At 73.2% G+C, this 20,897-nt stretch carries 22 protein-coding genes; 10 read left to right on the forward strand and 12 right to left on the reverse strand.

Annotated elements, in window-relative coordinates; genetic code table 11:
* Positions 1 to 6 precede the first annotated feature (6 nt).
* Positions 7 to 1,242 carry an ABC transporter ATP-binding protein gene (locus tag BMY19_RS09170; RefSeq protein WP_091675731.1) on the reverse strand — a complete coding sequence of 412 codons (1,236 nt, stop codon included), beginning with the start codon at positions 1,240 to 1,242 and terminating at the stop codon, positions 7 to 9.
* Complete coding sequence (locus BMY19_RS09175) at positions 1,242 to 2,135, reverse strand: ABC transporter permease (RefSeq protein ID WP_244534881.1); 894 nt, start codon at positions 2,133 to 2,135, stop codon at positions 1,242 to 1,244. Before BMY19_RS09175 ends, BMY19_RS09170 begins: the two co-directional genes overlap by 1 nt.
* A gap of 305 nt (positions 2,136 to 2,440) precedes the next feature.
* Between BMY19_RS09175 and BMY19_RS09180 the strand changes: the two genes are divergently transcribed.
* From BMY19_RS09180 to BMY19_RS09195, 4 genes are all read left to right on the forward strand, one after another.
* A complete protein-coding gene (locus BMY19_RS09180) occupies positions 2,441 to 3,508 on the forward strand; it encodes a glycosyltransferase family 2 protein (RefSeq protein WP_100251507.1) in 1,068 nt (355 codons plus the stop codon).
* 270 nt (positions 3,509 to 3,778) lie between these two features.
* Positions 3,779 to 5,290, forward strand: a complete 1,512-nt coding sequence (gpmI, locus tag BMY19_RS09185; protein ID WP_020091178.1) for a 2,3-bisphosphoglycerate-independent phosphoglycerate mutase — start codon at positions 3,779 to 3,781, stop codon at positions 5,288 to 5,290.
* Positions 5,291 to 5,422: 132 nt separating this feature from the next.
* The gene (locus tag BMY19_RS09190) at positions 5,423 to 6,838 is read left to right on the forward strand and encodes a lipopolysaccharide biosynthesis protein (RefSeq protein WP_091675739.1); all 1,416 of its coding nucleotides are present in this window, start codon (positions 5,423 to 5,425) and stop codon (positions 6,836 to 6,838) included.
* Between the two features lie 10 nt (positions 6,839 to 6,848).
* The gene (locus tag BMY19_RS09195; RefSeq protein WP_100251508.1) at positions 6,849 to 8,102 is read left to right on the forward strand and encodes a GNAT family N-acetyltransferase; all 1,254 of its coding nucleotides are present in this window, start codon (positions 6,849 to 6,851) and stop codon (positions 8,100 to 8,102) included.
* Here the strand turns inward: BMY19_RS09195 and BMY19_RS09200 are convergent.
* From BMY19_RS09200 to BMY19_RS09215, 4 genes are all read right to left on the reverse strand, one after another.
* Entirely contained in the window at positions 8,038 to 8,394 is a 357-nt protein-coding gene (locus BMY19_RS09200) for a hypothetical protein (protein WP_056526493.1), read from the reverse strand. The two genes, BMY19_RS09195 and BMY19_RS09200, sit on opposite strands and share 65 nt — an antisense overlap.
* 18 nt (positions 8,395 to 8,412) lie before the next feature.
* Positions 8,413 to 8,640, reverse strand: coding sequence for a hypothetical protein (locus tag BMY19_RS09205; protein WP_020091174.1), 228 nt, complete (start codon positions 8,638 to 8,640; stop codon positions 8,413 to 8,415).
* Positions 8,641 to 9,004: 364 nt separating this feature from the next.
* A complete protein-coding gene (locus BMY19_RS09210; RefSeq protein ID WP_100251509.1) occupies positions 9,005 to 10,432 on the reverse strand; it encodes a protein adenylyltransferase SelO in 1,428 nt (475 codons plus the stop codon).
* 193 nt (positions 10,433 to 10,625) lie between these two features.
* A complete protein-coding gene (locus tag BMY19_RS09215) occupies positions 10,626 to 11,096 on the reverse strand; it encodes a tRNA (cytidine(34)-2'-O)-methyltransferase (protein ID WP_020091172.1) in 471 nt (156 codons plus the stop codon).
* Between the two features lie 180 nt (positions 11,097 to 11,276).
* Between BMY19_RS09215 and BMY19_RS09220 the strand changes: the two genes are divergently transcribed.
* Positions 11,277 to 11,795, forward strand: coding sequence for a PRC-barrel domain-containing protein (locus BMY19_RS09220; RefSeq protein ID WP_100251510.1), 519 nt, complete (start codon positions 11,277 to 11,279; stop codon positions 11,793 to 11,795).
* Positions 11,796 to 11,903: 108 nt separating this feature from the next.
* Entirely contained in the window at positions 11,904 to 12,485 is a 582-nt protein-coding gene (locus tag BMY19_RS09225) for an SCO family protein (RefSeq protein ID WP_020091170.1), read from the forward strand.
* A gap of 27 nt (positions 12,486 to 12,512) precedes the next feature.
* Here BMY19_RS09225 and BMY19_RS09230 read toward each other — a convergent pair whose 3' ends face one another.
* Both BMY19_RS09230 and BMY19_RS09235 read right to left on the reverse strand, forming a co-directional pair.
* Positions 12,513 to 13,154: a PilZ domain-containing protein gene (locus BMY19_RS09230; protein ID WP_020091169.1), complete on the reverse strand. Its 642-nt coding sequence runs from the start codon at positions 13,152 to 13,154 to the stop codon at positions 12,513 to 12,515.
* A 229-nt stretch (positions 13,155 to 13,383) separates the two neighbouring features.
* Positions 13,384 to 13,983, reverse strand: a complete 600-nt coding sequence (locus BMY19_RS09235; protein WP_020091168.1) for a PAS domain-containing protein — start codon at positions 13,981 to 13,983, stop codon at positions 13,384 to 13,386.
* Between the two features lie 348 nt (positions 13,984 to 14,331).
* Here BMY19_RS09235 and BMY19_RS09240 point away from each other — a divergent pair, with 348 nt between their 5' ends.
* Together BMY19_RS09240 and BMY19_RS09245 are read left to right on the forward strand one after the other, a co-directional pair.
* Positions 14,332 to 15,153: a rhomboid family intramembrane serine protease gene (locus BMY19_RS09240; protein WP_056526486.1), complete on the forward strand. Its 822-nt coding sequence runs from the start codon at positions 14,332 to 14,334 to the stop codon at positions 15,151 to 15,153.
* A 151-nt stretch (positions 15,154 to 15,304) separates the two neighbouring features.
* On the forward strand, positions 15,305 to 15,736 hold the full coding sequence (locus tag BMY19_RS09245) for a CBS domain-containing protein (protein WP_020091165.1): 432 nt from the start codon (positions 15,305 to 15,307) through the stop codon (positions 15,734 to 15,736).
* Positions 15,737 to 15,908: 172 nt separating this feature from the next.
* Here the strand turns inward: BMY19_RS09245 and BMY19_RS09250 are convergent, their stop codons facing one another.
* The 4 genes from BMY19_RS09250 to folE all read right to left on the reverse strand — a co-directional run bounded on the left by BMY19_RS09250 (position 15,909) and on the right by folE (position 19,816).
* Positions 15,909 to 17,480, reverse strand: a complete 1,572-nt coding sequence (locus BMY19_RS09250; protein ID WP_100251511.1) for an alkaline phosphatase D family protein — start codon at positions 17,478 to 17,480, stop codon at positions 15,909 to 15,911.
* Positions 17,481 to 17,571: 91 nt separating this feature from the next.
* Positions 17,572 to 18,558, reverse strand: coding sequence for a patatin-like phospholipase family protein (locus BMY19_RS09255; RefSeq protein ID WP_100251512.1), 987 nt, complete (start codon positions 18,556 to 18,558; stop codon positions 17,572 to 17,574).
* Entirely contained in the window at positions 18,555 to 18,977 is a 423-nt protein-coding gene (hisI, locus tag BMY19_RS09260; protein ID WP_091675759.1) for a phosphoribosyl-AMP cyclohydrolase, read from the reverse strand. The genes BMY19_RS09255 and hisI overlap by 4 nt, the downstream gene beginning before the upstream one ends.
* A 20-nt stretch (positions 18,978 to 18,997) precedes the next feature.
* Positions 18,998 to 19,816 (reverse strand): GTP cyclohydrolase I FolE, encoded by an 819-nt coding sequence (gene folE, locus BMY19_RS09265; protein ID WP_100251513.1) that lies wholly within the window; start codon positions 19,814 to 19,816, stop codon positions 18,998 to 19,000.
* Between the two features lie 240 nt (positions 19,817 to 20,056).
* On the opposite strand from folE, the gene BMY19_RS09270 reads away from it, so the two are divergent.
* A complete protein-coding gene (locus BMY19_RS09270) occupies positions 20,057 to 20,500 on the forward strand; it encodes an iron-sulfur cluster assembly scaffold protein (protein ID WP_020091160.1) in 444 nt (147 codons plus the stop codon).
* Between the two features lie 4 nt (positions 20,501 to 20,504).
* Positions 20,505 to 20,837, forward strand: a complete 333-nt coding sequence (yidD, locus tag BMY19_RS09275; protein ID WP_100251514.1) for a membrane protein insertion efficiency factor YidD — start codon at positions 20,505 to 20,507, stop codon at positions 20,835 to 20,837.
* The last annotated feature ends 60 nt before the right edge of the window (positions 20,838 to 20,897 follow it).

Raw genomic sequence — 20,897 nt, forward strand, 5'->3', positions numbered from 1 at the left:
CGGGCCTCAGCGCTGCGACGCGGCGCCGTTCGTTGTCCAGGTCCCCGCCTCGTGGAACACGCCGAAGACGTCCGGCGCGAAGACGGGGTGCTCGATATGGAAGCGGCCGCCGATCTTGGCCGCGAGGAGCCGCTCGAAGCCGCGCTGCCGGACCACCATCGAGACCGTGTAGGTGTCGGCGGTCAGGGTCAGCGGCGGCGTCAGCAGCTCCACCTCGCCCTCGCCCGCGAGGGCGGTCAGGCCGGTGCCGTCCGCCTGGGTGCTGAAATTGCAGCAGAGCAGCTCGTCGGACCGGGTGATCGAGAACAGGACGTGCGGGTCGGCGATCGGCTCGGCGGCGCTGTAGCGGGCTCGGATCCGCATCCGCTCGCCGTGGCGGAACAGCGTTCGCGGCGCGCCGGATTCGTCGGCGATCGTCACGTCGCTGATCCGGACCGGCAGGTCGCCGGTGTCGGGGCGGAACCACGCGGTGTCGGCGAGGTAGCTGTCCCGCTCGTAGTGGGTCAGGCCCTCGTCGGTGGGGCCGTCATAGGCGACGCGGCCGCCCTTGATGTAGATCACCCGCTCGCACATGGTCTTGATGCTGAACATGTTGTGCGAGACCAGCAGGATCGTCGAACCCTTGCCCTGGAGGCGCCGGGCGAAGTCCATGCACTTGCGCTGGAAGGTGTAGTCGCCCACCGCCAGCACCTCGTCGAGGAGCAGGATGTCGGGCTCGAGATGCGCGGCGACCGAGAAGGCCAGCCGGACATACATGCCGCTGGAGTAGCGCTTCACCGGCATGTCGATGAAGTCGCCGATCTCCGAGAAGGCGACGATCGCGTCGAACTTCGCGGCGATCTCCCGGCGGTCCATCCCGAGGATCGAGCCGTAGAGGAAGATGTTCTCGCGGCCGGTCAGCTCCCGGTGGAAACCGGTGCCGACCTCGAGCAGGGCCCCGACCCGGCCCTCGAGGCGGATCCGGCCGGTGGTCGGCGCGGCGATCCGCGACAGGAGCTTGAGGAGCGTGCTCTTGCCGGCGCCGTTGAGGCCGATGATGCCGACATTCTCGCCGTGCCGGATGCCGAAGCTGACCTCCTTCAGCGCCCAGAAGCTCTCCTGCGACGGGCGCGCCGCCGCGCGGCGGGTCACCAGGCCGCGGACGCCCTCGCTGAGCGCGTCGCGCAGCGAGTTCTGGTGCGCGGCGCGGGGGGCGCGCCAGTACTGCTTGCCGATATCCTGAACGCTGATTGCCATCGACATCAGATTACATCCGCGAAGGAGCGCTCCATGCGCTGGAAGAAGATCAGTCCGCTGATGAGCAGGGCGAAGGCGGCCGTGACCGAGACGGCGACCGCGAAGGCGTCGGGCGGCGTGCCGCCCAGGATGGCGAACCGGAACGCCTCGATCAGGCCGACCATCGGGTTGAGCGCGTAGATCCAGCGCACCGAGGCGGGCACGATGCTCGACGCGTAGACGATCGGCGAGGCGTACATCCAGATCTGGATCACGAACGGCAGCGTGTGCTTGATGTCCCGGAAGCGGACGTTGATCGGCCCGAGCCAGAGACTCACGCCGAGGGCGAGCATCGCCGTCACGATCAGGGTCGGGACGGCCAGCACGAGGTGCCAGTCCGGCACCGCCCCGTACCAGGCCATCAGGGCCAGCAGCACGCCGAGCGCGATGGCGAAGTCGACCATCGGCGACACCACCGTCGCCAGCGGGATGACCAGCCGCGGGAAGTAGATCTTCCGGATCAGCTCGGCCTCCGCCACGAGGCCGTTGGCGCTGCGCCGCACCGCCTCGGAGAAGTACGTCCACAGGACGACCGCGCTGCCGGCGAAGAGTGCGTAGGGGGCGCCGTCGGTGGGGATCTTGGCGAAGTGGCCGAAGATCACCGTGAAGATCAGGACGGTGAAGAGCGGCTGCGCAATCGCCCAGGAGGCGCCCATGGCGGTCTGCCGGTAGAGCACCTTCAGGTCCCGCAGGATCAGGACGCGCAGCAGGTCGCGATACTGCCAGAGGCCGACCGCGTCGAAGGCGACGATCCGGTCGTCGGGCGCGATCTCGGTCACCCGCAGCGTCGACGGGTCGGTCCGCTGTTCGGTCGGCCCGCGTTCCGACGTGCCGAGGGCAAGCGCATCCAAAGATTTCATCATTCGAGGCGGTCCCGCATGACGCTCTGAGCCCGTGGTCGAGCTCGGGGACCCGGTGCGAATCGGAAGTCGTGCCGCCCGGTCGTCCCGCCGGAACGGGCTATCATCGCGGTGCGGCGGTCCGAATTACACCTTTCGTCGTATCGGTCCGGCCGACTGAAGTGGTGGTTGTGATCAACGACCGTAATCGTAGCCAATCACGACAAATGAGACCTCGGGGGCGCGCCGCACGCGGCGTCGGTCCCCGTCCGGGACGACCGGCCCTCATCGGCCGGCGACCGGGACCAGGTTTCGGGAGAACCGCCATGCAGGACCCCGTGAGCGCCGCCGGCGCTCCGCTCGTGACGATCGCCATGCCGGCCCTGAACGAGGCCGCGCACATCGCCGACGCCATCGCGTCGGTGCTGCCCGACCGGGACGCCATCGCCTGCGAGCTGCTGGTGCTGGACGGCGGCAGTCGCGACGACACCTGCGCGATCGTCGCTACCCTGAGCGCCCGCGACCCCCGCATCCGGCTCGTCCACAACGAGCGCCGCATCCAGGCGGCGGCGATCAACCTCGCCGCGCGACTCGCGCATCCCGCCTCCGCCTACCTTGTCCGCGCCGATTGCCACGCCGTCTATCCGAAGGGATTCGTGCAGAACCTCGTCGGCACGATGCGCCTGCGCCAGGCCGTCTCTGTGGTCGTGCCGCTGCGGACCGTCGGGGTCACGCCGCTGCAGAGGGCGATCGCGGCGGCGCAGAACAGCCGCCTCGGCAACGGCGGCTCGGCCCACCGGCAGGGCGGCATCTCGGGCTACGTCGCCCACGGCCACCACGCGGCCTTCGACCGGCGCGAGTTCCTGCGGGTCGGCGGCTACGACGAGACCTTCACCCACAACGAGGATGCCGAACTCGACCGGCGGCTCTGCGCGGCGGGCGGGCGGATCTACCTCGCCGCCGAGCTCGCCATCACGTACTTCCCGCGCGCCTGCCTCCGCAGCCTCGCCCGGCAGTACCTCCACTACGGGCGCGGCTGCGCGCGGACCCTCGAGAAGCACGCCAGCCTACCGCGCGCCCGCCAGATCCTGCCGGCCCTGGTCCTGCTCTACGCCGTCGCGGCCCTGCCGCTGGCGGCCCTGATGCCCGCCCTGCTGATCCCGCTGCTGCTCTATGCCGGGGGCTGCGTCCTGAGCGGCCTCGCCCTGGCGCTGAAGGCGCGGGAACCCGTCCTGGTCATGAGCGGCCCGGCGGCCGTGACCATGCACCTGTCCTGGGCGGCGGGGTTCCTGTCCTATCCGGGCTACCGGCGGACGCTGCTCCGGGCCGCCCTGCGAAGGAAGCGCCGCCTGCTCGGCCTCCCGCCGGGATCCGACGCGGCGCGCGTCAACTGACCGCCTGAGTCCCCGTCGGCCGCGCCTTTCCGGCCGCGCCCCGCCAGCCGCGCCCCGCCATGTGCGGAGCGCGGCCGGGGCATGTCAGAAGCCCGACGCTCTCTCGCATCCGTCGCCCATTAGCCCTTCGGGGCGGTGGTCTCGCGCGACCAAGGCGATTATCGACACGCGCAACGATCCGGCCGCGTCAGGGCCCGGAGACCGGCCGCGCGCCGCGCGGGGCAGCCCAGGAGAGTTGTGACCGTGCCCGACAGTACCCCGCGTCCCGTGATGCTCGTGATCCTCGACGGCTGGGGTCTGCGGGACGCGGTGGCCGACAACGCCGTCCACCAGGCCAGGACGCCGGTCTTCGACGGTCTGATGCGGGAGCGCCCCCGGTCGCGGCTGACGACCTTCGGCGCCGATGTCGGCCTGCCCAAGGGGCAGATGGGCAATTCCGAGGTCGGCCACCTCAACATCGGCGCGGGCCGCGTCGTCCTGCAGGACCTGCCGCGGATCGACGCGGCGGTCGCCGACGGCTCCCTCGCCCGGAACCCGGCCCTGGTCCGGTTCATCGAGGCGCTGCGCGCGTCGGGGGGGACCTGCCACCTCGTCGGCCTGCTCTCGCCCGGCGGCGTCCACGCGCACCAGGACCACGCCGTCGCGCTGGCGCGCGCGCTGACGACGGCCGGCATCCCGGTCCGGCTCCACGGCTTCACCGACGGGCGCGACATGCCGCCCCGCTCGGCCGCCACCTGCATCGCCGACGTCGCGGCCGCCCTCCCGAAGGGCGCCCGCATCGCGACGCTGTGCGGCCGCTACTTCGGCATGGACCGCGACCGGCGCTGGGAGCGGGTCCAGACGGCCTACGACGCCCTCACGGAGGCGCGCGGGACCCGGTTCGAGCGGGCCGGGCAGGCGGTCGCCGCGTCCTACGCGCAGGACGTGTCCGACGAGTTCATGCGGCCCGCGATCATCGGCGACTACGCCGGCATGCGGGACGGCGACGGCATCCTGAGCTTCAACTTCCGCGCCGACCGGACCCGGCAGATCCTGGAGGCGCTGCTCGACCCGGCCTTCGCGGGCTTCGAGCGCGCGCGCACGGTCCGGTTCGCCGCCGCCCTGGGGATCGTCCAGTACAGCGTCGAGATCGACGCCTTCGCCGAGACCCTGTTCGGGGCCCTCGACCTGCCCAACGGCCTCGGCGAGACCGTGGCCCGGGCCGGGCGCGCGCAGCTGCGCATGGCCGAGACCGAGAAGTACCCGCACGTCACCTACTTCATGAACGGCGGCCGCGAGGAGCCCTTCGCGGGGCAGGACGCGATCCTCGTGCCCTCGCCGAAGGTCGCGACCTACGACCTGCAGCCGGAGATGTCGGCGCCCGAACTCACCGACCGCGCCGTGGAGGCGATCGGCTCCGGGCGCTACGACCTCATCATCCTGAACTTCGCCAACCCCGACATGGTCGGCCATACCGGCAGCCTCGCGGCCGCCGTGAAGGCGGTGGAGACCGTCGACACCTGCCTCGGCCGCGTCGTCGAGGCGGTGACGGCCCAGGGCGGGGCGCTGCTGGTGACCGCCGACCACGGCAATTGCGAGATGATGCGCGATCCCGAGACCGGCGAGCCGCACACCGCCCACACCCTCAACCCGGTGCCCGCCGCGCTCGTCGGCGTCGACGGCGTGACCCTGGCCGACGGACGGCTGGCCGACGTGGCGCCGACGCTCCTCGACCTGATGGGACTGGACCAGCCGGCCGAGATGACCGGCACGTCGCTGATCCGCCCGCGGGGCGAGGGCTGAGGGCCGGGGCCGGCGGCACGCCGCCTGCGAAGCCCGGGCTGTCATGCGCGCCGTCCCTGCGTTACCTCCCGCCACGGGCCGGTCTGTCCCAGCGTGGTGCGAGGTCGTGGTGCGTCTGACCGGTTCTAGGACATGATCGCCCGGCACAGCCTGATCTATGTCGGCTCGCGGGGCTTCGCGGCCGCCCTGAACATGGCCTCCGTGGCGGTGTTCACGCGGCTCGCGCCGGTGGAGAGCTACGGCACCTACCTGTACGTCCTGTCCTGGGCGCTGGTGCTCTACGGGGCGACCTGCCAGTGGCCGAAATTCGCGTTCTTCGCCCTCTACGACGAGGCGCGCGAGCCCGCGCAGGTCGGCACCGTGGTGCGGATCCTGGGCGGCACGCTGCTCCTCGCCGGGCTCGGCAGCGCGCTCGCCGCCGCCCTCGGCCTGATGCCGGCGCGGATGGCGGCCGCGATCCTGGCGCTGGCCTTCGGGACCACCCTGTTCGAGGGCTCCACCGAGATCGCCCGCACCCGCCTGCGGGCCGGGGCGGTGGCGGCCTCGGTGATGAGCCGCGCCGTCCTGATCCTGGCCCTCGGCAGCCTGGCGCTGCACCTCTCGCAGGATCCCCTGCACCTCGCCTTCGCGGTGGCAGCCGCGAACGCCCTGGCCTCCCTGCCGGCCGCGGCCACGATCGCCCCGATGATGCCCGGCCGCGGCAGCCGCGCGGAGGCGCTGCGGCTGTTCGCCTACGGCTGGCCGCTCGTCCTCTCCTTCGGGACGGCGGCGCTCGCCCAGAGCCTCGACCGGCTGATCATCGCCAAGACGGTGGGGCCGGCGGGGCTCGGCGCCTACGGGGCCCTGGCCGACTTCCTGAAGCAGAGCTTCATCGTGTTCGGCGAGGCGATCGCCCTGTCGCTGATCTCGATCGCCAAGCGCGAGGCGCGGGTGGGCGGGATGGCGGCGGCCTCCGGGGTGCTGCGCGACGCCGCCCGGGCCATGACGCTGATCGCGGCCTTCGGGGCCGTGTTCTTCCTGTGCTTCGACGATTTGGTCGTGGCGGTGCTGCTCGGGCCCGACTACCGGGCCGAGGCGCGGGAACTCGCCCCGGTGCTGATCCTGGCCAGCATCCTGATGATGTTCCGCGCCTACTATTTCGGGCAGGTGATCTACTTCGCCCGCTCCAGCGGCCTGGAGGCGGCCGCCGCGTTCGCGACCCTCGCCACCGTCGCCGCGCTGTCGCTCCTGCTGATCCCGCGCTTCGGCGCCGCCGGGGCGGCCCTCGCCTTCGCGGGCGGCCAGAGCGCGGCCTGCCTCGTGCTGGTGCTCGGCGCCCGGCGGACCGGCACGACGATGCCGCTGCCGCTCGCCGACATGGCCGGCATCGCCGGGATCGCGCTGGCCTGCGGCGCGGTGAATGCCGGCATCGCCCTGGTCCCCGGCGGCCTGTTGCCGCCGGGACAGGCCCTGCGCCTCGTCCTGCTCACCGCCGCCGCCGGGGTGACGGCGTGGCGCTACGACGTGCTCGGCTTCGCCGGCGCGATCCGTCACCGTCTCGCGGCCTGACGGTCCCGCGATGGCAGGCCCCGCGTCGGACACCCCATCGGACACGGCCGCGCTTCCCGGCGGGCTCGTGGCGGCGGTCCGACCCCTCGACGGGGCGGCGCCCTGGGTCCCGGCCTGGCGGGCCCTGGGTCGGGCGAGCCTGGTGCGCAACCCGTTCTACGAGGCGGGCTACGCCCTGGCGGCCCGCGACGCCTTCGGGGCGGGCGTCCGGCTCCTCCTCGTCGCCGACCGGCCCCCCGAGGCGCCCGGGGCCCGGCTCCTCGCCGCCTGGCCGTTCCGGCCGTCGCACCGCCGCTGGGGCGTGCCGCTGCCGCTGCTCGTGGGCTGGACCCACGGCTACGCCCCGTTCGGGGCGCCGCTCCTCGACGGCGCCGCCCCGGAGGCCGCCCTGGCGGGGCTGCTCGCCGCGCCGGGCGCCCTCGGCCTGCCGCCGCGCCTCCTCCTGCCGAACGCTCCGACCGACGGCCCCCTGCCTGAACTCCTGACGGCGTGTGGCGGGCGCCGCGCCGCGTACTGGCCGCACGACCGCGGCCTGCTCGACCTGACCGGCCGCGGGCCGGAGGCGCGGGCCTCCTATCTCGGGCACCTCTCCGGGCAGCGCCGCCGCAAGCTCCGCCGCGCCCGCGCGCGCCTCGAGGCGGCGGGGCCCGTGACCTTCGAGATCCTCGCCGCGCCCGAATCCCTCGGCCCCGCCCTCGACGCCCACGTCGCCCTGGAGGCCGCCGGCTGGAAGGGTCAGGCCGGCACGAGCCTGGCGCAGCGGCCGGCGGAGATCGCCTTCCTGCGCGCCGCCCTGGCCGATCTCAGTGCCGATCTCAGTGCCGATCTCGGGGCCGATCGCGGGGCCGCGGACGGCGTGCGGATCGCGCGCCTGCGTCGGGGCGACCGGCTCCTGGCCTCCCTGATCCTGCCGGTCACCGGCCGCGAGGCCTGGGTGCTGAAGATCGCCAACGACGAGACGCGGCCGGAGACCGCGCCGGGGGTCCAGCTCGTCCACCGGCTGACCGAGGCGGTGGCCGGGGGCGACTGGCCGATCGACCGGATCGATTCCTGCGCGCCGCCGGACTTCGCCCTCGGCACCACCTTCTGGACCGCGCGCCGGCCGATCGCCCATCTGCTGGTGGAGGCGGGCCGCGATCCGCTGTTCCCGGTGGCCCGGACCCTGGAGCGGGCCCGGGAGCGCGTTGCCCGGGCGCGTCTCACCATCCGAAGCGGGCGATCTGCTCCAGCCGCGCCCGCGTCGCCGCCGCGTCGCGGCCCGTGACGGCGATCCGCCCGGACAGGTCGTAGCAGGTCGCGCAGAACGGCAGCTGCAGCAGCGTGTACCCGTCGTCCCGCGCCCGGGCGACGGAGGCGATGAGGCAGGGCAGGACCGGCTCGTCGGGCGGCCCGGCGAGGCAGTCGGCCCGGGGGCTGCCGAAGGCCGGGCGGTTCGGCCAGGTCAGCAGGAGCGTGGTCCCGCCCCGGCGGTCCGGGGCCGGCGGCAGGGTGTAGCTGCGCAGGAACAGCGCGCCGGCCGCGAGGACGAGGACCGGCAGGATCAGGGCTGTGCGCATCGGCGGTGTCCTCGCGCCTCAATCCCCCGCGTCGAAGCGCGTCCGATAGAACACCTCGCGGCCGGCGCCGTCGATCACCCGGACCGCCTCGGCCGGCTCGCCCGAGCGCTGCGGCACCCGGGCGCGGGCGAACAGCCGCAGGGCCCGCTCCTGCGCGCTCTCCAGGCTGCCGACCCGCACGGAGATCCGCGTCTGGATCTCGTCCGGCTCCGGTCCGAGGACTTCGATGTGGAAGGTCTCGCGCACGGGTATCCGCCTGATCGAGGGATCTTCAGCGCCGGATATCGGGATCCGGCTGCCGGCCGCCATAGCATGTTCCGGCCGGGTCTCGGGTCCGGCGCCGCGCGGCGAGCCCGGGACGACGCGCCGCGGGCTCGATCTCGGCACGAAGTCCAATTGCCCCGCGGCCCGCCTCGGCACTAAGAGGGCCGCTCCGCCCGAGGAGACATCACCGGAGGAACCCCGTGGACCCGCTCAAGGCCGCCGCCGCGACGCTTCTCTGCCTCGCCCTGTTCTGGCTGGCCTTCCGGCTGACCCGGCGCCTGGTCGATCTCGCCATCGCGGGGGGCTACGCCGAGGAGCGCCGGCGGCTCGCCGAGGAGGAGGCCGCTCAGGCCGAGGCGGGCGCCGTCCCGCAGGCCTCGGCCATCCGGGCCACCCCCGCGAGCTTGGCCTCGAACAGGGACCAGTCATCCGCCGCGGCGATCGGCGCCCACAACGCCTCCACCTCGTCGATCAGGAGCGTGCAGGGCGCCTCCGCGAAGTAGGGATGGTCGAGCCGCGCGCCCGGGGCGGGCGCGAGCGGCTCCAGCGCGGCCCGCACCGGCGCGAAGGCCTCGTGCGCGTAGTGGCCGGCGGACGGCCCGGCCTGCGCGCGGGTCGCGCTCGCGAGGCCGCCGTACCAGTCGAAGAAGAACCGCTCGAAGGGCGCCCGCGTCTCCGCGAGGAACCGCCAGACCGCCGAGACCAGCCGGTCGGTCTCCGGCCGCGGCGCCGCGGCGAGGCCGAGCCGGCGGAACAGGGCCTCGGCGAACGCCTCCTGCAGGGCCGGCCCGAATCCGGAGAGCGCCGCTTCCAAGCGCGCCTGGGGGGCCAGCACCAGCAGGCAGTCGGCGAGCCGGGCGAGGTTCCAGAACAGGGCCTCCGGCTGGCGACCGAAGCTGTAGAGCCCGGTCTCGTCGAAGTAGGCGGCCGTGAAGTCCGGATCGTAATGCGGCAGGAAGCGCCAGGGCCCGTAATCGAAGCTCTCACCGGTGACGTTGATGTTGTCGCTGTTGAGGACCCCGTGGACGAAGCCGGCCGCCGTCCACTGCGCGCCCATCCGAGCGACCCGGGCGACCACGTCCTCCAGGAAGGCGACGGCGCGATCCTCAACGCCGTCGCGCCAGAGCTCCGGCCGGTGGGTCGCGATCGTGTGGTCGAGGAGCCGGGCGATGTTGTCCGGCTCGCCGAGCGCCAGGAAGCGCTGGAAGCTGCCGATGCGGATGTGGCCGTGGGACAGGCGCACCAGCACCGAGGCGCGTGCTGGCGAGGGCTCGTCGCCGCGCACGAGGTCCTCGCCGGTCTCGATCAGGCTGAAGCTCTTCGAGGTGTAGACGCCCTGCGCCTCCAGGAGGGCGGTGGCCAGCACCTCGCGCACGCCGCCCTTGAGGGTGAGCCGCCCGTCGGCGCCGCGCGACCAGGGCGTCGTGCCGCTCCCCTTGGTGCCGAGGTCGAGGAGGCGCCCGTCCAGGCGGTCGTGCAACTGCGCGAAGAGGAAGCCGCGCCCGTCGCCCAGATCCGGATTGTAGGCGCGGAACTGATGGCCGTGGTAGCGCAGGGCCAGCGGCGTCTCGAAGCTGCCCGGCAGGGGCTCGAACCGGCCGAAATGGGCGATCCACGCCGCCTCGGACAGGCCGCCCAGTCCGACCCGCTTCGCCCAAGTCTGGTTGCGGTAGCGCAGGATCGTCCGCGGGAACCGGGCCGGCGTCACCGGATCGAAGAAGGCGGGGCCCAGATCGGCGTGGCGCCGGGAGGGCGTGAAGGCGGTGTCGTCCATGCGGCGGCGCGTCTCGCGGGGTGAGGATGAGTCCCGTTGTACCAAGCGAGCCGGACGCGATCCGTTGCCGATCCCGTCCTCGCGAGCGCGGCGAAGCAACCCAGTGCAGCGGGACATCGGCCGAGCGTGGCGCCGCCTGGATCGCTTCGCTCCGCTCGCGAAGACGGCGGCCGACCCGAGAGGCGTCACGATCCTAGAGATCTGGTCGGGCCGTCCCGGACACCTGCCGCAGGGCCTCGCCGGCGATCATCGCGGCCGCGACCGCGACGTTGAGCGAGCGCAGGCCCGCCCGGATCGGCACCACGATCCGGGCGTCGGCGGCCGCGTGCACCGCCTCGGGCACGCCGGCGGATTCGCGCCCGACCATCAGGCAATCGTCCGGGCGGAAGGCGAAGTCCGTGTAGGGCACGGCGCCCGCCGTGGTGGCGAGGACGAGCCGGATCCCGGCCTCGGCCCGCCACGCCGCGAAGGCCGCGAAGGAGCGGTGCCGGGTGATCGCCACGTGGTCGAGGTAGTCCAGGCCCGAGCGGCGCAAGTGGCGGTCCGAGACGTCGAAGCCCGCGGGCTCCACGATCTCCACCGCCAGCCCGAGGCAGGCGGCCATGCGCAGCATCGTGCCGGTGTTCTGCGGGATATCGGGCTGGTAGAGGGCGAGGCGGAGCATGGCGCCGGCCTTGTGCGGGGCGGAAGGCCCCGCCGTCAAAGGCCCCCGGCGCCGACGCGCAGCCGGCAAACCGCCGGGCCGGCCCCCGCCGGAGCCGAGACCGCGCGGAACTTAAGCCCCGCCAGAACCTTGAGGCGGCGCGACCCCCCTGTGCGGCCCCCGTCTGAAAGACCTGCTCCGATGCGCACCCCGCTCCTCGCCTCGGCCCTCCTGCTGGCCGGCCTCGCCACCGCCTCGGCGCAGACCGACGGCGCCAGATCGGACGGCGCCAAGCCGGACGGCGGCGCCGCCGCGACCCCGGTCCCCGGCCAGCCCGCCACCATGGCCGACAGCCTGCGCCCGACCTTCGTGGCCCAGGCCCCCGACGACATGGTCGCCAGCAAGCTGATCGGCTCCAGCGTCGTCAACGGCGCCAACGAGACGATCGGGCAGATCGCCGACTTCGTCCTCGACCAGAAGGGGGCCTTGAAGGCCTGGATCATCGGGGTCGGCGGCTTCCTGGGGATCGGCTCGAAATACGTCGCGGTCGACCCGTCCGTGCTCAAGCTCGACCGCACCGACGGCAGGACCCTCCAGGCGCGGATCGACACGACCAAGGACCAGCTCCGGGCGGCGCCGGAATACGTCTATCTCGGCAAGGAGCCGCCGAAGGGCGCCGCCCCGGCGAGCCCCGCGGGGGAGCCGGCCTCGAAGCCGTAGCGGTCGCGCCGGCGCGGCGCCGATCGGTCGGCCGGCGGCACCGCGCCGGCTTGCCTCCGCGCGCCGTTGTGTGCTGTGCCGGCCTCCCCGGAGGTCGGAACCCGTCCCATGCGCCGCGCCCTCGTCCCGCTCCTCGCCTTCTGCCTCGGCCTCATCGGCCTGACCGGGGCGGCGGTGTTCGCGTTCCTGCCCGACAAGGCACCGGTGGGCGTGCCGAGCGTCGGCGGCCCGTTCACGCTGGTGAACCAGGACGGGCGCACCGTCACCGAGCGCGACTTCGCCGGCGCGACGCACCTCGTGTTCTTCGGCTTCACCCACTGCCCGGACGTCTGCCCGACCACCCTGCAGCAGATCTCCGACGTGCTCGCCGCCCTGGGGTCGAAGGGCAAGACGATGCGGGTCGCCTTTGTCACGGTGGATCCCGAGCGGGACGATCCGGCGAGCCTCAAGACCTACCTGTCGAGCTTCGACCCGCGCATCACCGGCCTCACCGGCACGCCCGAGCAGGTCACCGCCACCGAGAAGGCGTACCGGGCCTATGCCCGCAAGGTGCCCGCCAAGGACGGCGACTACACGATGGAGCACACCGCCCTGGTGTACATCATGGACGCGCAGAACCGCTTCCTCGGCGCCCTCGACCTGACCCGGCCGGCCGACGAGGTCGCCGCGCAGCTCGCCAAGAAGATCTGACCGCCGGCCGGTCCGGCCGCACGCGCGTCAGAGCGTCATCCCGGCGTGGAAGCGGTCGGGGGAGAGCGGCAGCAGGAACTGCACGCCGAAGCCGCCCTCGAAGTAGCGCACCAGCCGGCCCGGCGTGCTGCCCACCGTGACGGCGGCGCCGAGGGGCAGCGGCACCGGGCAGGAGATCGCCACGCCCGACATCGAGATGTCGATGAGGCGCGCCCGGATCTCCCGGCCGCCCTCGACGCGCAGGACCACCGCCGTGTTGGTCGGCACGAGGCGCTCGTGCGAGCGTCCCTCCGGCAGCCCCAGCATCTCCCGGTTCGCCAGCCAGGTGAGCTGGGAGGCGAGCTTGTCCCGCTTGCGCGACGTGGCGTTGAGCTGGACCGCGAACCCGTCCGGGCAGGTGCGCGCGACGACGCCCTCGATGCGGCCGATATGCTCCAGGTAGAGCACCACGCGCTCGCCGACCGCGCCCTTGACCGCGCAGGTCAGCCGAACGCCGCCCGGCGACATGTCCACGGTCTGGCAGGGATATTCCCGGCGATCGGCCAGCATGTAGCGGCCGAGCACGGCGACCCGCACGCGCTGGTGGCGGCGCTGGTCGGCGGCACCGCGCGCCGGCTCGGCGGCGAGGCCGCGCAGATCAGTTCCAGCGGTGGCCTCGACCGCGATCATTCCGAGATTGGTCCTGCGCCGGAGAATGGCCGGTGCAGACTAGGCACGGACAGTTACGAAACCCTTTTTTCCTGCTCCGGGATCGATCGGCCTTGTAGAAACATCCATTGTCGAGCCCTGCCGCGTCGTGCGCGATCGACTTGTGCGCCGAAGCTTTCCTCGGGTGCACGCGCCGATTCGATCGAACTGGCCGTCCCGGACCGGGCGTAACCTTGGACGAATACGGTTCTCAGGCGCGCCCGCCGGCGTGGACGAGGAGGTGGCCGTGGCGCACCGGCCCGGGGTAGCCCGCGCTCGTGCGCACGGCGGTGCGGGCGGGCGGGACCGGCTCGGTCCGGCGGCTGGGCAGGATGCGCAGGGAGGTGGTCTCCGCCTCCACCAGCGGGCGCAGGCCGAGCCAGTGCGGCGCGCCGTCGAGGCTCAGGGTGCCGAGGGCGCGGACCTGCGTCCGGCCGCGGTGGCGCAGGGGCAGGAGCAGGAGTTCGAGATCCGCCGCCTCGCCGGCCGCGTTGGTGCCGCGCAGGCCCGCGACGACGCCCAGCGTGTCGCTGGCCACGATCTCGACGATCCGCCAGGGATCCGTCGCCCGGGAGCCCCACAGCTTGGCGAAGGGCTCGCCCTTCAGCTCGCGGCCGTACAGGGCGCAGACCCGGGTCCCCGCGAGCCGGATGCTCGCGGAGCGGCTCGGCATGTCGAGTTCCAGGATCAGGCTGTCGGCGAGGAGGTGCCGGATCTCGCCCGGCTCGATCTCGGCGCGTTCCGGCGCGGCCCGTTCTCCGCGCAGGCGCTCCCAGTAGGCGTGGAGCATGCGGCTGGTGGGATGCTTCATCGGTGTCCCGATTCTCAACGCCTGTGGTTCATCCCCGGATCATTCTGGCACATCCGCGGGGGTGTGACCGGCCGATCCGGGCGTTCACCGCGTCCGGGCGCACGGGCCGTGCCGGCTCCCGCACCCGCGCGCCGCCGGTCCCGCCGGCGCCGCGCGGGGCGGGGGGTAGCGCGTCGTGGCCGGCGACACAATCGTCGCACCCCGCCGGGCGCGCCGCGGCCGTCCGGGACGGATCCGGGGTGGAGACGGGGCGGTGCGCGATACGGACCGCGATCCGACCGGTATTTGCGAGCTTCAATACGTCGCCGGGGCTTGCCCGATCGCGCCGCACCCCGACATGGTGCGGCGATGGACGCCTCCCCCGATTTCCCGCGGCAGAGCCGCGTGCCCGTGTTCAACATGCCGGGCATCGTCACCGCGTCGATCGGGCTGCTCCTGGCGATCCAGGCGGTGCGCGAGTTCCTGCTGCCGGACACCTGGGACATCCGCCTCGTCCTCGACCTCGCGCTGGTCCCGGCGCGCTGGACCCTCTGGTTCGATCCCGGCCGGGCCTCCGAGGTGATCCGCGCCGCCGCCGATCCGGGCGATCCCGGCCTGGAGGCGGCCCGCGAGGCCTTCGCCCGCTACATCGTGGGCGAGCACGCCCTCCAGCCCTGGACGCTCGTCACCTACGGGCTGCTGCACGGCTCGTGGATGCACGTGATCTTCAACAGCGTCTGGCTCGCGGCCTTCGGCGCCCCGGTGGCGCGCCGCTGCGGCGCCCTGCGCTGGTGCGTGCTCGCGCTGGCCGGCACGGCGGCCGGCGGACTTCTCCACATCCTGATCGATCCGCTCAGCGCGGGGCCGCTGGTCGGCGCCTCGGCGGGGATCTCGGCCCTGATGGCCGCCGCCGCCCGGTTCGTGTTCCAGCCGCCGGTCTCGGGCTACGGCGCGCCGGCTTGGCAGGTGCCGCCGCCCCGTCCCGCCGAGACGATCCCGGAACTGCTGCGCAACCGGACCGCGGTGTCGTTCCTGGTGATCTGGCTGCTGACCAACCTGCTCTTCGGCCTCGTCAGCGTGCCGCTCGTCGGCGAGAACGCCGCCATCGCCTGGGACGCCCATCTCGGTGGCTTCATCGCGGGCTTCTTCCTGTTCCCCCTGGTGGATCCCCGGGAGCCGCGCCGGCACTGAGTCCCTGCCATCGACGCCCGGCACCTTGCCATCCGGCCGGATCGATCACACACTCGCCACAATGTGAACGAGCCGGGCCAACCCGGCCGAGAACGCCATCAGGGCGCCGCGGGCTGACGGCGCACCGGCCGCGTCACACAGGGAGAGAGCCATGACCGTCGCACGCATCCTCGCCGAGAAGGGCAGCTCCGTCGTCACCGTGGGCCCCGACAAGACCCTCGATGAGGTGATCCAGATCCTCGCCGACAAGCGGATCGGCGCCCTCGTGGTCGCCCAGGCCGACGGGACGGTGGCGGGCATCATCTCCGAGCGGGACATCATGCGGGCGCTCGCCCGGCACGGGGGCTCGGCCTTCGACGCGCCGGTCTCGGCCCACATGACCACCGCGGTCACCACCTGCGGCCGGACCACCACGATCGAGGAGGTCATGACCCTCATGACCGACGGGCGCTTCCGCCACGTGCCGGTCTGCGAGGACGGGCGGCTGATCGGCCTGGTCTCGATCGGCGACGTGGTGGCGCGCAAGATCGCCACCGTCGAGGCCGAGCACCAGGCCCTGCGCGACTACATCACGATGGCGTAGGGGCGCCGGCACCGCGCGTTTCTCTCGCCCTCCGCCCCCGGGCCTCGCCGGTTCAGGGCAGGCCGCCGCGGCGCGACGCGCTCCCTCTCCCGTGCGGGAGAGGGGGACCCGCGCCCCTTCGTCGACGGGCGAGCAGGCCGACATCGCGAGCCCGTACCGCCCGCGGTCCGCCTCACGCCTTCACGGGATCGAGCGTGACGTGCCAGAGGTCGGTGTCGGCCGCGTCCTTGAGGGTCACCGTCATCTGCTCGGTGGCGCCGTCCACCGCCACGTGGCCGAAGAACTGGTAGCCGGCGGCCGGCGACAGGTTCACCTGGCCCTTGTCGGGCGCCTTCACGTAGCGCAGCTGCGGCCCGAACGTGTTGTCCAGCGCGTTCGGCCCGAAGGTGCCGGCGTGGAGCGGCCCGGAGACGAACTCCCAGAACGGCTCGAAATCCTGGAACTGCGCCTTGTCGGGGTCGTAGTAGTGGGCGGCCGTGTAGTGCACGTCGGCCGTGAGCCAGACCGTGTTGCGGATCCCCGCGCTCTTGATGAAGCGCAGCAGGTCGGCGACCTCCAGCTCGCGCCCCAGCGGCGGCCCGTCGCCCTGCGCCACCGCCTCCGAGCCGAAATTGCGGTCGGTGTCGTAGGTCACCACGAGGCCGAGCGGCATGTCGGCGGCGATCACCTTCCAGGTGGCGCGGGACTCGAGCAGCGCCCGCTTCAGCCACGCGATCTGCTGCGGCCCGAGGAAGTAGGATTCGGGCCCGTACGCCGTCTGCCGGTTCTCGCCGTTCGGGCCCCGGTAGGAGCGCATGTCGAGCATGAACACGTCGACCAGCGGGCCGTAGCCGATCTTGCGGTAGACCCGGCCGGGCTCCGACGGCTCGAAGCGCATCGGCATGTACTCGTGGAAGGCCTTCGCCGCCCGCAGCTGCAGCGCCAGCACGTTCGGGTCGGCGTACTTCTTCTTCAGGTGCTCGGCCCGGGTCAGCGGCTCCCCCGGCCACCAGTTGTTGGTGACCTCGTGGTCGTCCCACTGGGCCAGGATCGGCACGGCGGCGTTCATCGCCAGGACGTTCCGGTCGGTGAGGTTGTACTTGTGCCGGCCCCGGAACTCCGCGAGCGTCTCGGCCGGCTTGGCCACCTCCTCGGTCACCCGGTTGCGCCACAGGCTGCCGTCGGGGAGCTTCACCTCGGACTGGATCGGCCCGTCGGCGTAGATCGTGTCGCCGGAATGGATGAAGAAGTCCGGCCGGTTCTTCAGGATGGCGGAGTAGATCGTCATGCCGCCGCGGGCCTCGTCGATGCCCCAGCCCTGGCCCGCCGTGTCGCCCGACCAGCAGAACGACACCGAGCGCCGGTCCGCCGGCGCGGTCCGGAACCGCCCGACCTGGGCCGGCCCGACGATGGTCGGCGCGGCGACGTCCTCCAGGCGGACCCGGTAGAACACGTCCTGGCCGGCCGGCAGCCCGGTCAGTGCCACCTTCACGGTGCCGTCGGTCTCCGGCAGGGCGTCGGCGAAGACGCCGCCGCGGATGTCGGCGAAGCTCTCGGTGGTCGCCCACTCGACGATCGCCCGGGCCGGCCGGTCGGACCGGGCCCAGACCACCGCCGAGTCGGTGCCGACGTCGCCCGACTGGAGGCCGTGGGTCAGGAGCGGCCGGTCGGCGGCGCGGCTCAGGCCGGGCCGTCCGAGGCCCGTGGCCAGCCCGACGAGGCCGGCGCCTCCGGACAGCAGGATCTGACGGCGACTCGTATACATTGGAGGTCCTCCAGCATGCACGGGCGCCCATCGCAGGCGGCCACGACAGCCGGATGACGGCCTCCTCCGGAGGGAGCGCGCCCGGAACCCCTCAGGCCCGCGCGGCCGCGCCCTCCAGCACGGCCCGGATCCGGGGCAGGGCGGCGCGGGCGGCGCGGTGCCCGAGGGCAATGCCCTCCGCGGCCCGGTGGAAGTCGAACAGCCCGAAGGCCCCGAGATCCGGGCCGATGGCCACGTCCGGCGGGTCGCGCTCCAGCCGGGCCCGCGAGATCCGGTCCTGGGTGGTGTTGAACGCGTCGAGCACCACCCGGGCGATGCCCGGCACGGCGATCTCGGGCTCGGGTCGGTCGAAGCCCGGCAGGCGCCCGCGCACGACCTGCAGGAAGCCCCGGCGCGGCGGGGCCGGGTGCGGTGCCTCGCGCAAAACCGGTCCGCCGGTGTCGCCGTTGAGGTTGACGCAGATGACGAGGTCGGCCCCGAGCGCCCGGGCGAGGCCCACCGGCACCGGGTTGACCAGGGTCCCGTCCATCAGCACGCGGCCGTCATGCGCCACCGGCGGGAACAGGCCGGGGATCGCGTAGGAGGCGCGCACCGCGTCCACCGCCGGACCCTCGGTCAGGCTGACCTCGTGGCCGGTCCCGTACTCGGTGGCGACGCAGCCGAAGCGGATCGGCAGCGTCTCGATGCGGCGCTCGCCGAGATCCGCGGCGAGGCGCTGGCGCAGGCGGTTGCCGGCGATCAGGCCTGAGCCCGGCAGGCGGGGGTCGATGAGCCCTACCACCCGACGCCGGGTCAGCGCCCGGGCGAAGGCCTCGAGCCGGTCGAGGCGCCCGGCCGCGTAGCAGGCGCCGACCACGGCGCCGATGGAGCAGCCGGCCACCACGGTCGGCGTGATGCCGCCTTCCTCCAGGGCGCGGATCACCCCGATATGCGCCCAGCCCCGTGCCGAGCCGCCCCCGAGGGCGAGCCCGACCTGCGGGCCGGGGCTCGGCGGCGCGCGGACCGGCTCGACGGTTCCGGGCGGGAAATGCGGGTCGGCGGACTCGTCTTGCCACCGCGTGGCAAGAGGGCGGTTCATCGCCCGGCGGCTTTCAGGACGACCCGGCCGTCCGCCTCCCGGACGACGCTGCGGTAGAAGCAGTCGCGCCGGCCGGTGTGGCAGCAGCCGCCGTCGCCGCCGACCTCGACGCGGATCAGCAGGGCGTCCTGGTCGCAGTCGACCCGCATCTCGACGACGCGCTGGATCTGGCCGCTGGTCGCGCCCTTGTGCCAGAGCTCCTGGCGCGAGCGCGACCAGTACCACGCCTCGCCGGTCTCGAGGGTGCGGGCCAGCGACTCGGCGTTCATGTGGGCGAGCATCAGCACCTGCCCGTCCCGCGCGTCCACCGCGATGCAGGCGACGAGGCCGTCGCGGTCGAACCGGGGCGTGAGGGCCGTGCCCTCCTCGATCTCGGCCCGGGTGCCGGGGGGAGCGAAGGCGGTGTCGCGCGCGGTCATGGTCGAGGCGTCGCCCGGGGCTACTTGGCGCCGCCGCGCACCAGGGTCAGGAAGCGGACCTGCTCGTTGGCGTTGTCCTTGAAGACGCCGCGGAACTGGCTGGTGATGGTCGAGACGCCGGCCTTCTGGACGCCGCGCATCGCCATGCAGAGATGCTCGGCCTCGACCATCACGGCGACGCCGCGGGGCTTGAGGATGCTCTCGATCACGTCGGCGATCTGGGCGGTCATGGTCTCCTGCGTCTGCAGGCGGCGGGCGAAGGTGTCGACCACGCGGGCGAGCTTCGACAGGCCGACCACGCCCCGGGTCGGGTAATAGGCGATGTGGGCAAGGCCCATGAACGGCACCATGTGGTGCTCGCAGTGGGAGTGGAACGGGATGTCGCGCACCAGCACGATGTCCGAGTAGCCCTCGACCTCCTCGAACACGCGCTCCAGCAGCTTCTCGGCGTCGACCGCGTAGCCGCCGAACAGCTGCTCGTAGGCCTTGGTGACCCGGGCCGGGGTGTCGAGCAGGCCCTCGCGGGTCGGGTCGTCGCCGGCCCAGCGCAGGAGGGTGCGCACGGCGGCCTCGGCCTCGGCGCGGCTCGGGCGGCCGGTCTCGATCCCGTTCGGGACGCGGGTCGCGGAGGCCGGCTCGGGCGCCACCTCGACGGGACGGCCCTCATCCACCGGCCGATTGTCATTGCGCATGCCGTTCAGCCCTTGCCCGTCGCCCCCGTTCCGGTCGAAACCCTGCCCGTCACCCTGGTAGGACAAGGATTTGAGCGCGGCATCCATGGCATCTCCGGCCCGCGCGATGCGGGATTTCATCGGGGTGCTGTCGGGCTTGGCGTACATCGTCGGATCGCGTCGGGCGTTCGAGGGAAGATCCCGGGCTCGAAAAGGTTTCAAGCCGGCGCCCCGGGATGGACGAAAGGCCGTGGGAACCACCGTGGCCGTTGGCGCGACCCTGGTCGACGGCCCGCCTCCTCGCGAAGCGGCCGTATGGCGCCTATATCATCGTTCGCGGGGTAACGCGCAATGCGCGATGCACGCGGCAGAGTCCCGATGGGAAGTGTGCCTCCGGCCGAGGACCCGATGCTCGACGACATCTACAACCGCCGTATCCTGGAACTCGCCGCCGACATCCCCCGGCTCGGCCGGCTCGAGAACCCGGACGCGAGTGCCACGGCCCATTCGCGCCTGTGCGGCTCGACCGTGACGGTCGACCTCGTCCTGGGCGAGGACGGCCGGGTCGCGGATTTCGCCCAGGAGGTCCGGGCCTGCGCTCTGGGGCAGGCCTCCTCGTCGCTGATGGGCCGGCACGTGGTCGGCGCCAGCGCGGACGAGCTGCGCGGCGTCCGCGCGGCCATGCGGTCGATGCTCAAGGAGAACGGCCCGGCGCCCGGCGGCGCGTGGTCGGACCTCGCGGTGCTCGAGCCGGTGCGGGACTTCAAGGCGCGCCACGCCTCGACGCTCCTGACCTTCGACGCGGTGGTGGACGCCCTCGATCAGATCGCCGCCAAGCGGCAGGCCGCCTGACGGGATGGTCCGGCGCGCCGCCCACTGGGCGATCCGCGGCTACCAGCTGACGCTGTCGGGCCTGATCGGGCGCCAATGTCGCCACTGGCCGAGCTGCTCCGAGTACACCGATACGGCCATCGCCCGGCACGGCCTCTGGCCCGGCGGCTGGATGGGCTTCGCCCGGATCTGCCGCTGCGGGCCGTTCGGCACCCACGGCATCGACATCGTCCCGGAGCGCGTGCCCGCGCGGGCGGCGTGGTACCGCCCCTGGGCCTACGGCCGCTGGCGCGGCGTCGAGGCGCCGCCGTCGCCGTTCGCCTGCGAGGCCGTGGGGCAGGAGGCCGAGGCGCGGTAGATTTCGTTCCTGCTTTGTTTCACGTGAAACACGGGTGCCGGGCGGTCGGGCTGGCGGATC

Origin of the sequence: Methylobacterium sp. UNC300MFChir4.1 (assembly GCF_900110155.1) — a bacterium.
In the GTDB taxonomy this organism is placed as follows: Bacteria; Pseudomonadota; Alphaproteobacteria; order Rhizobiales; family Beijerinckiaceae; genus Methylobacterium.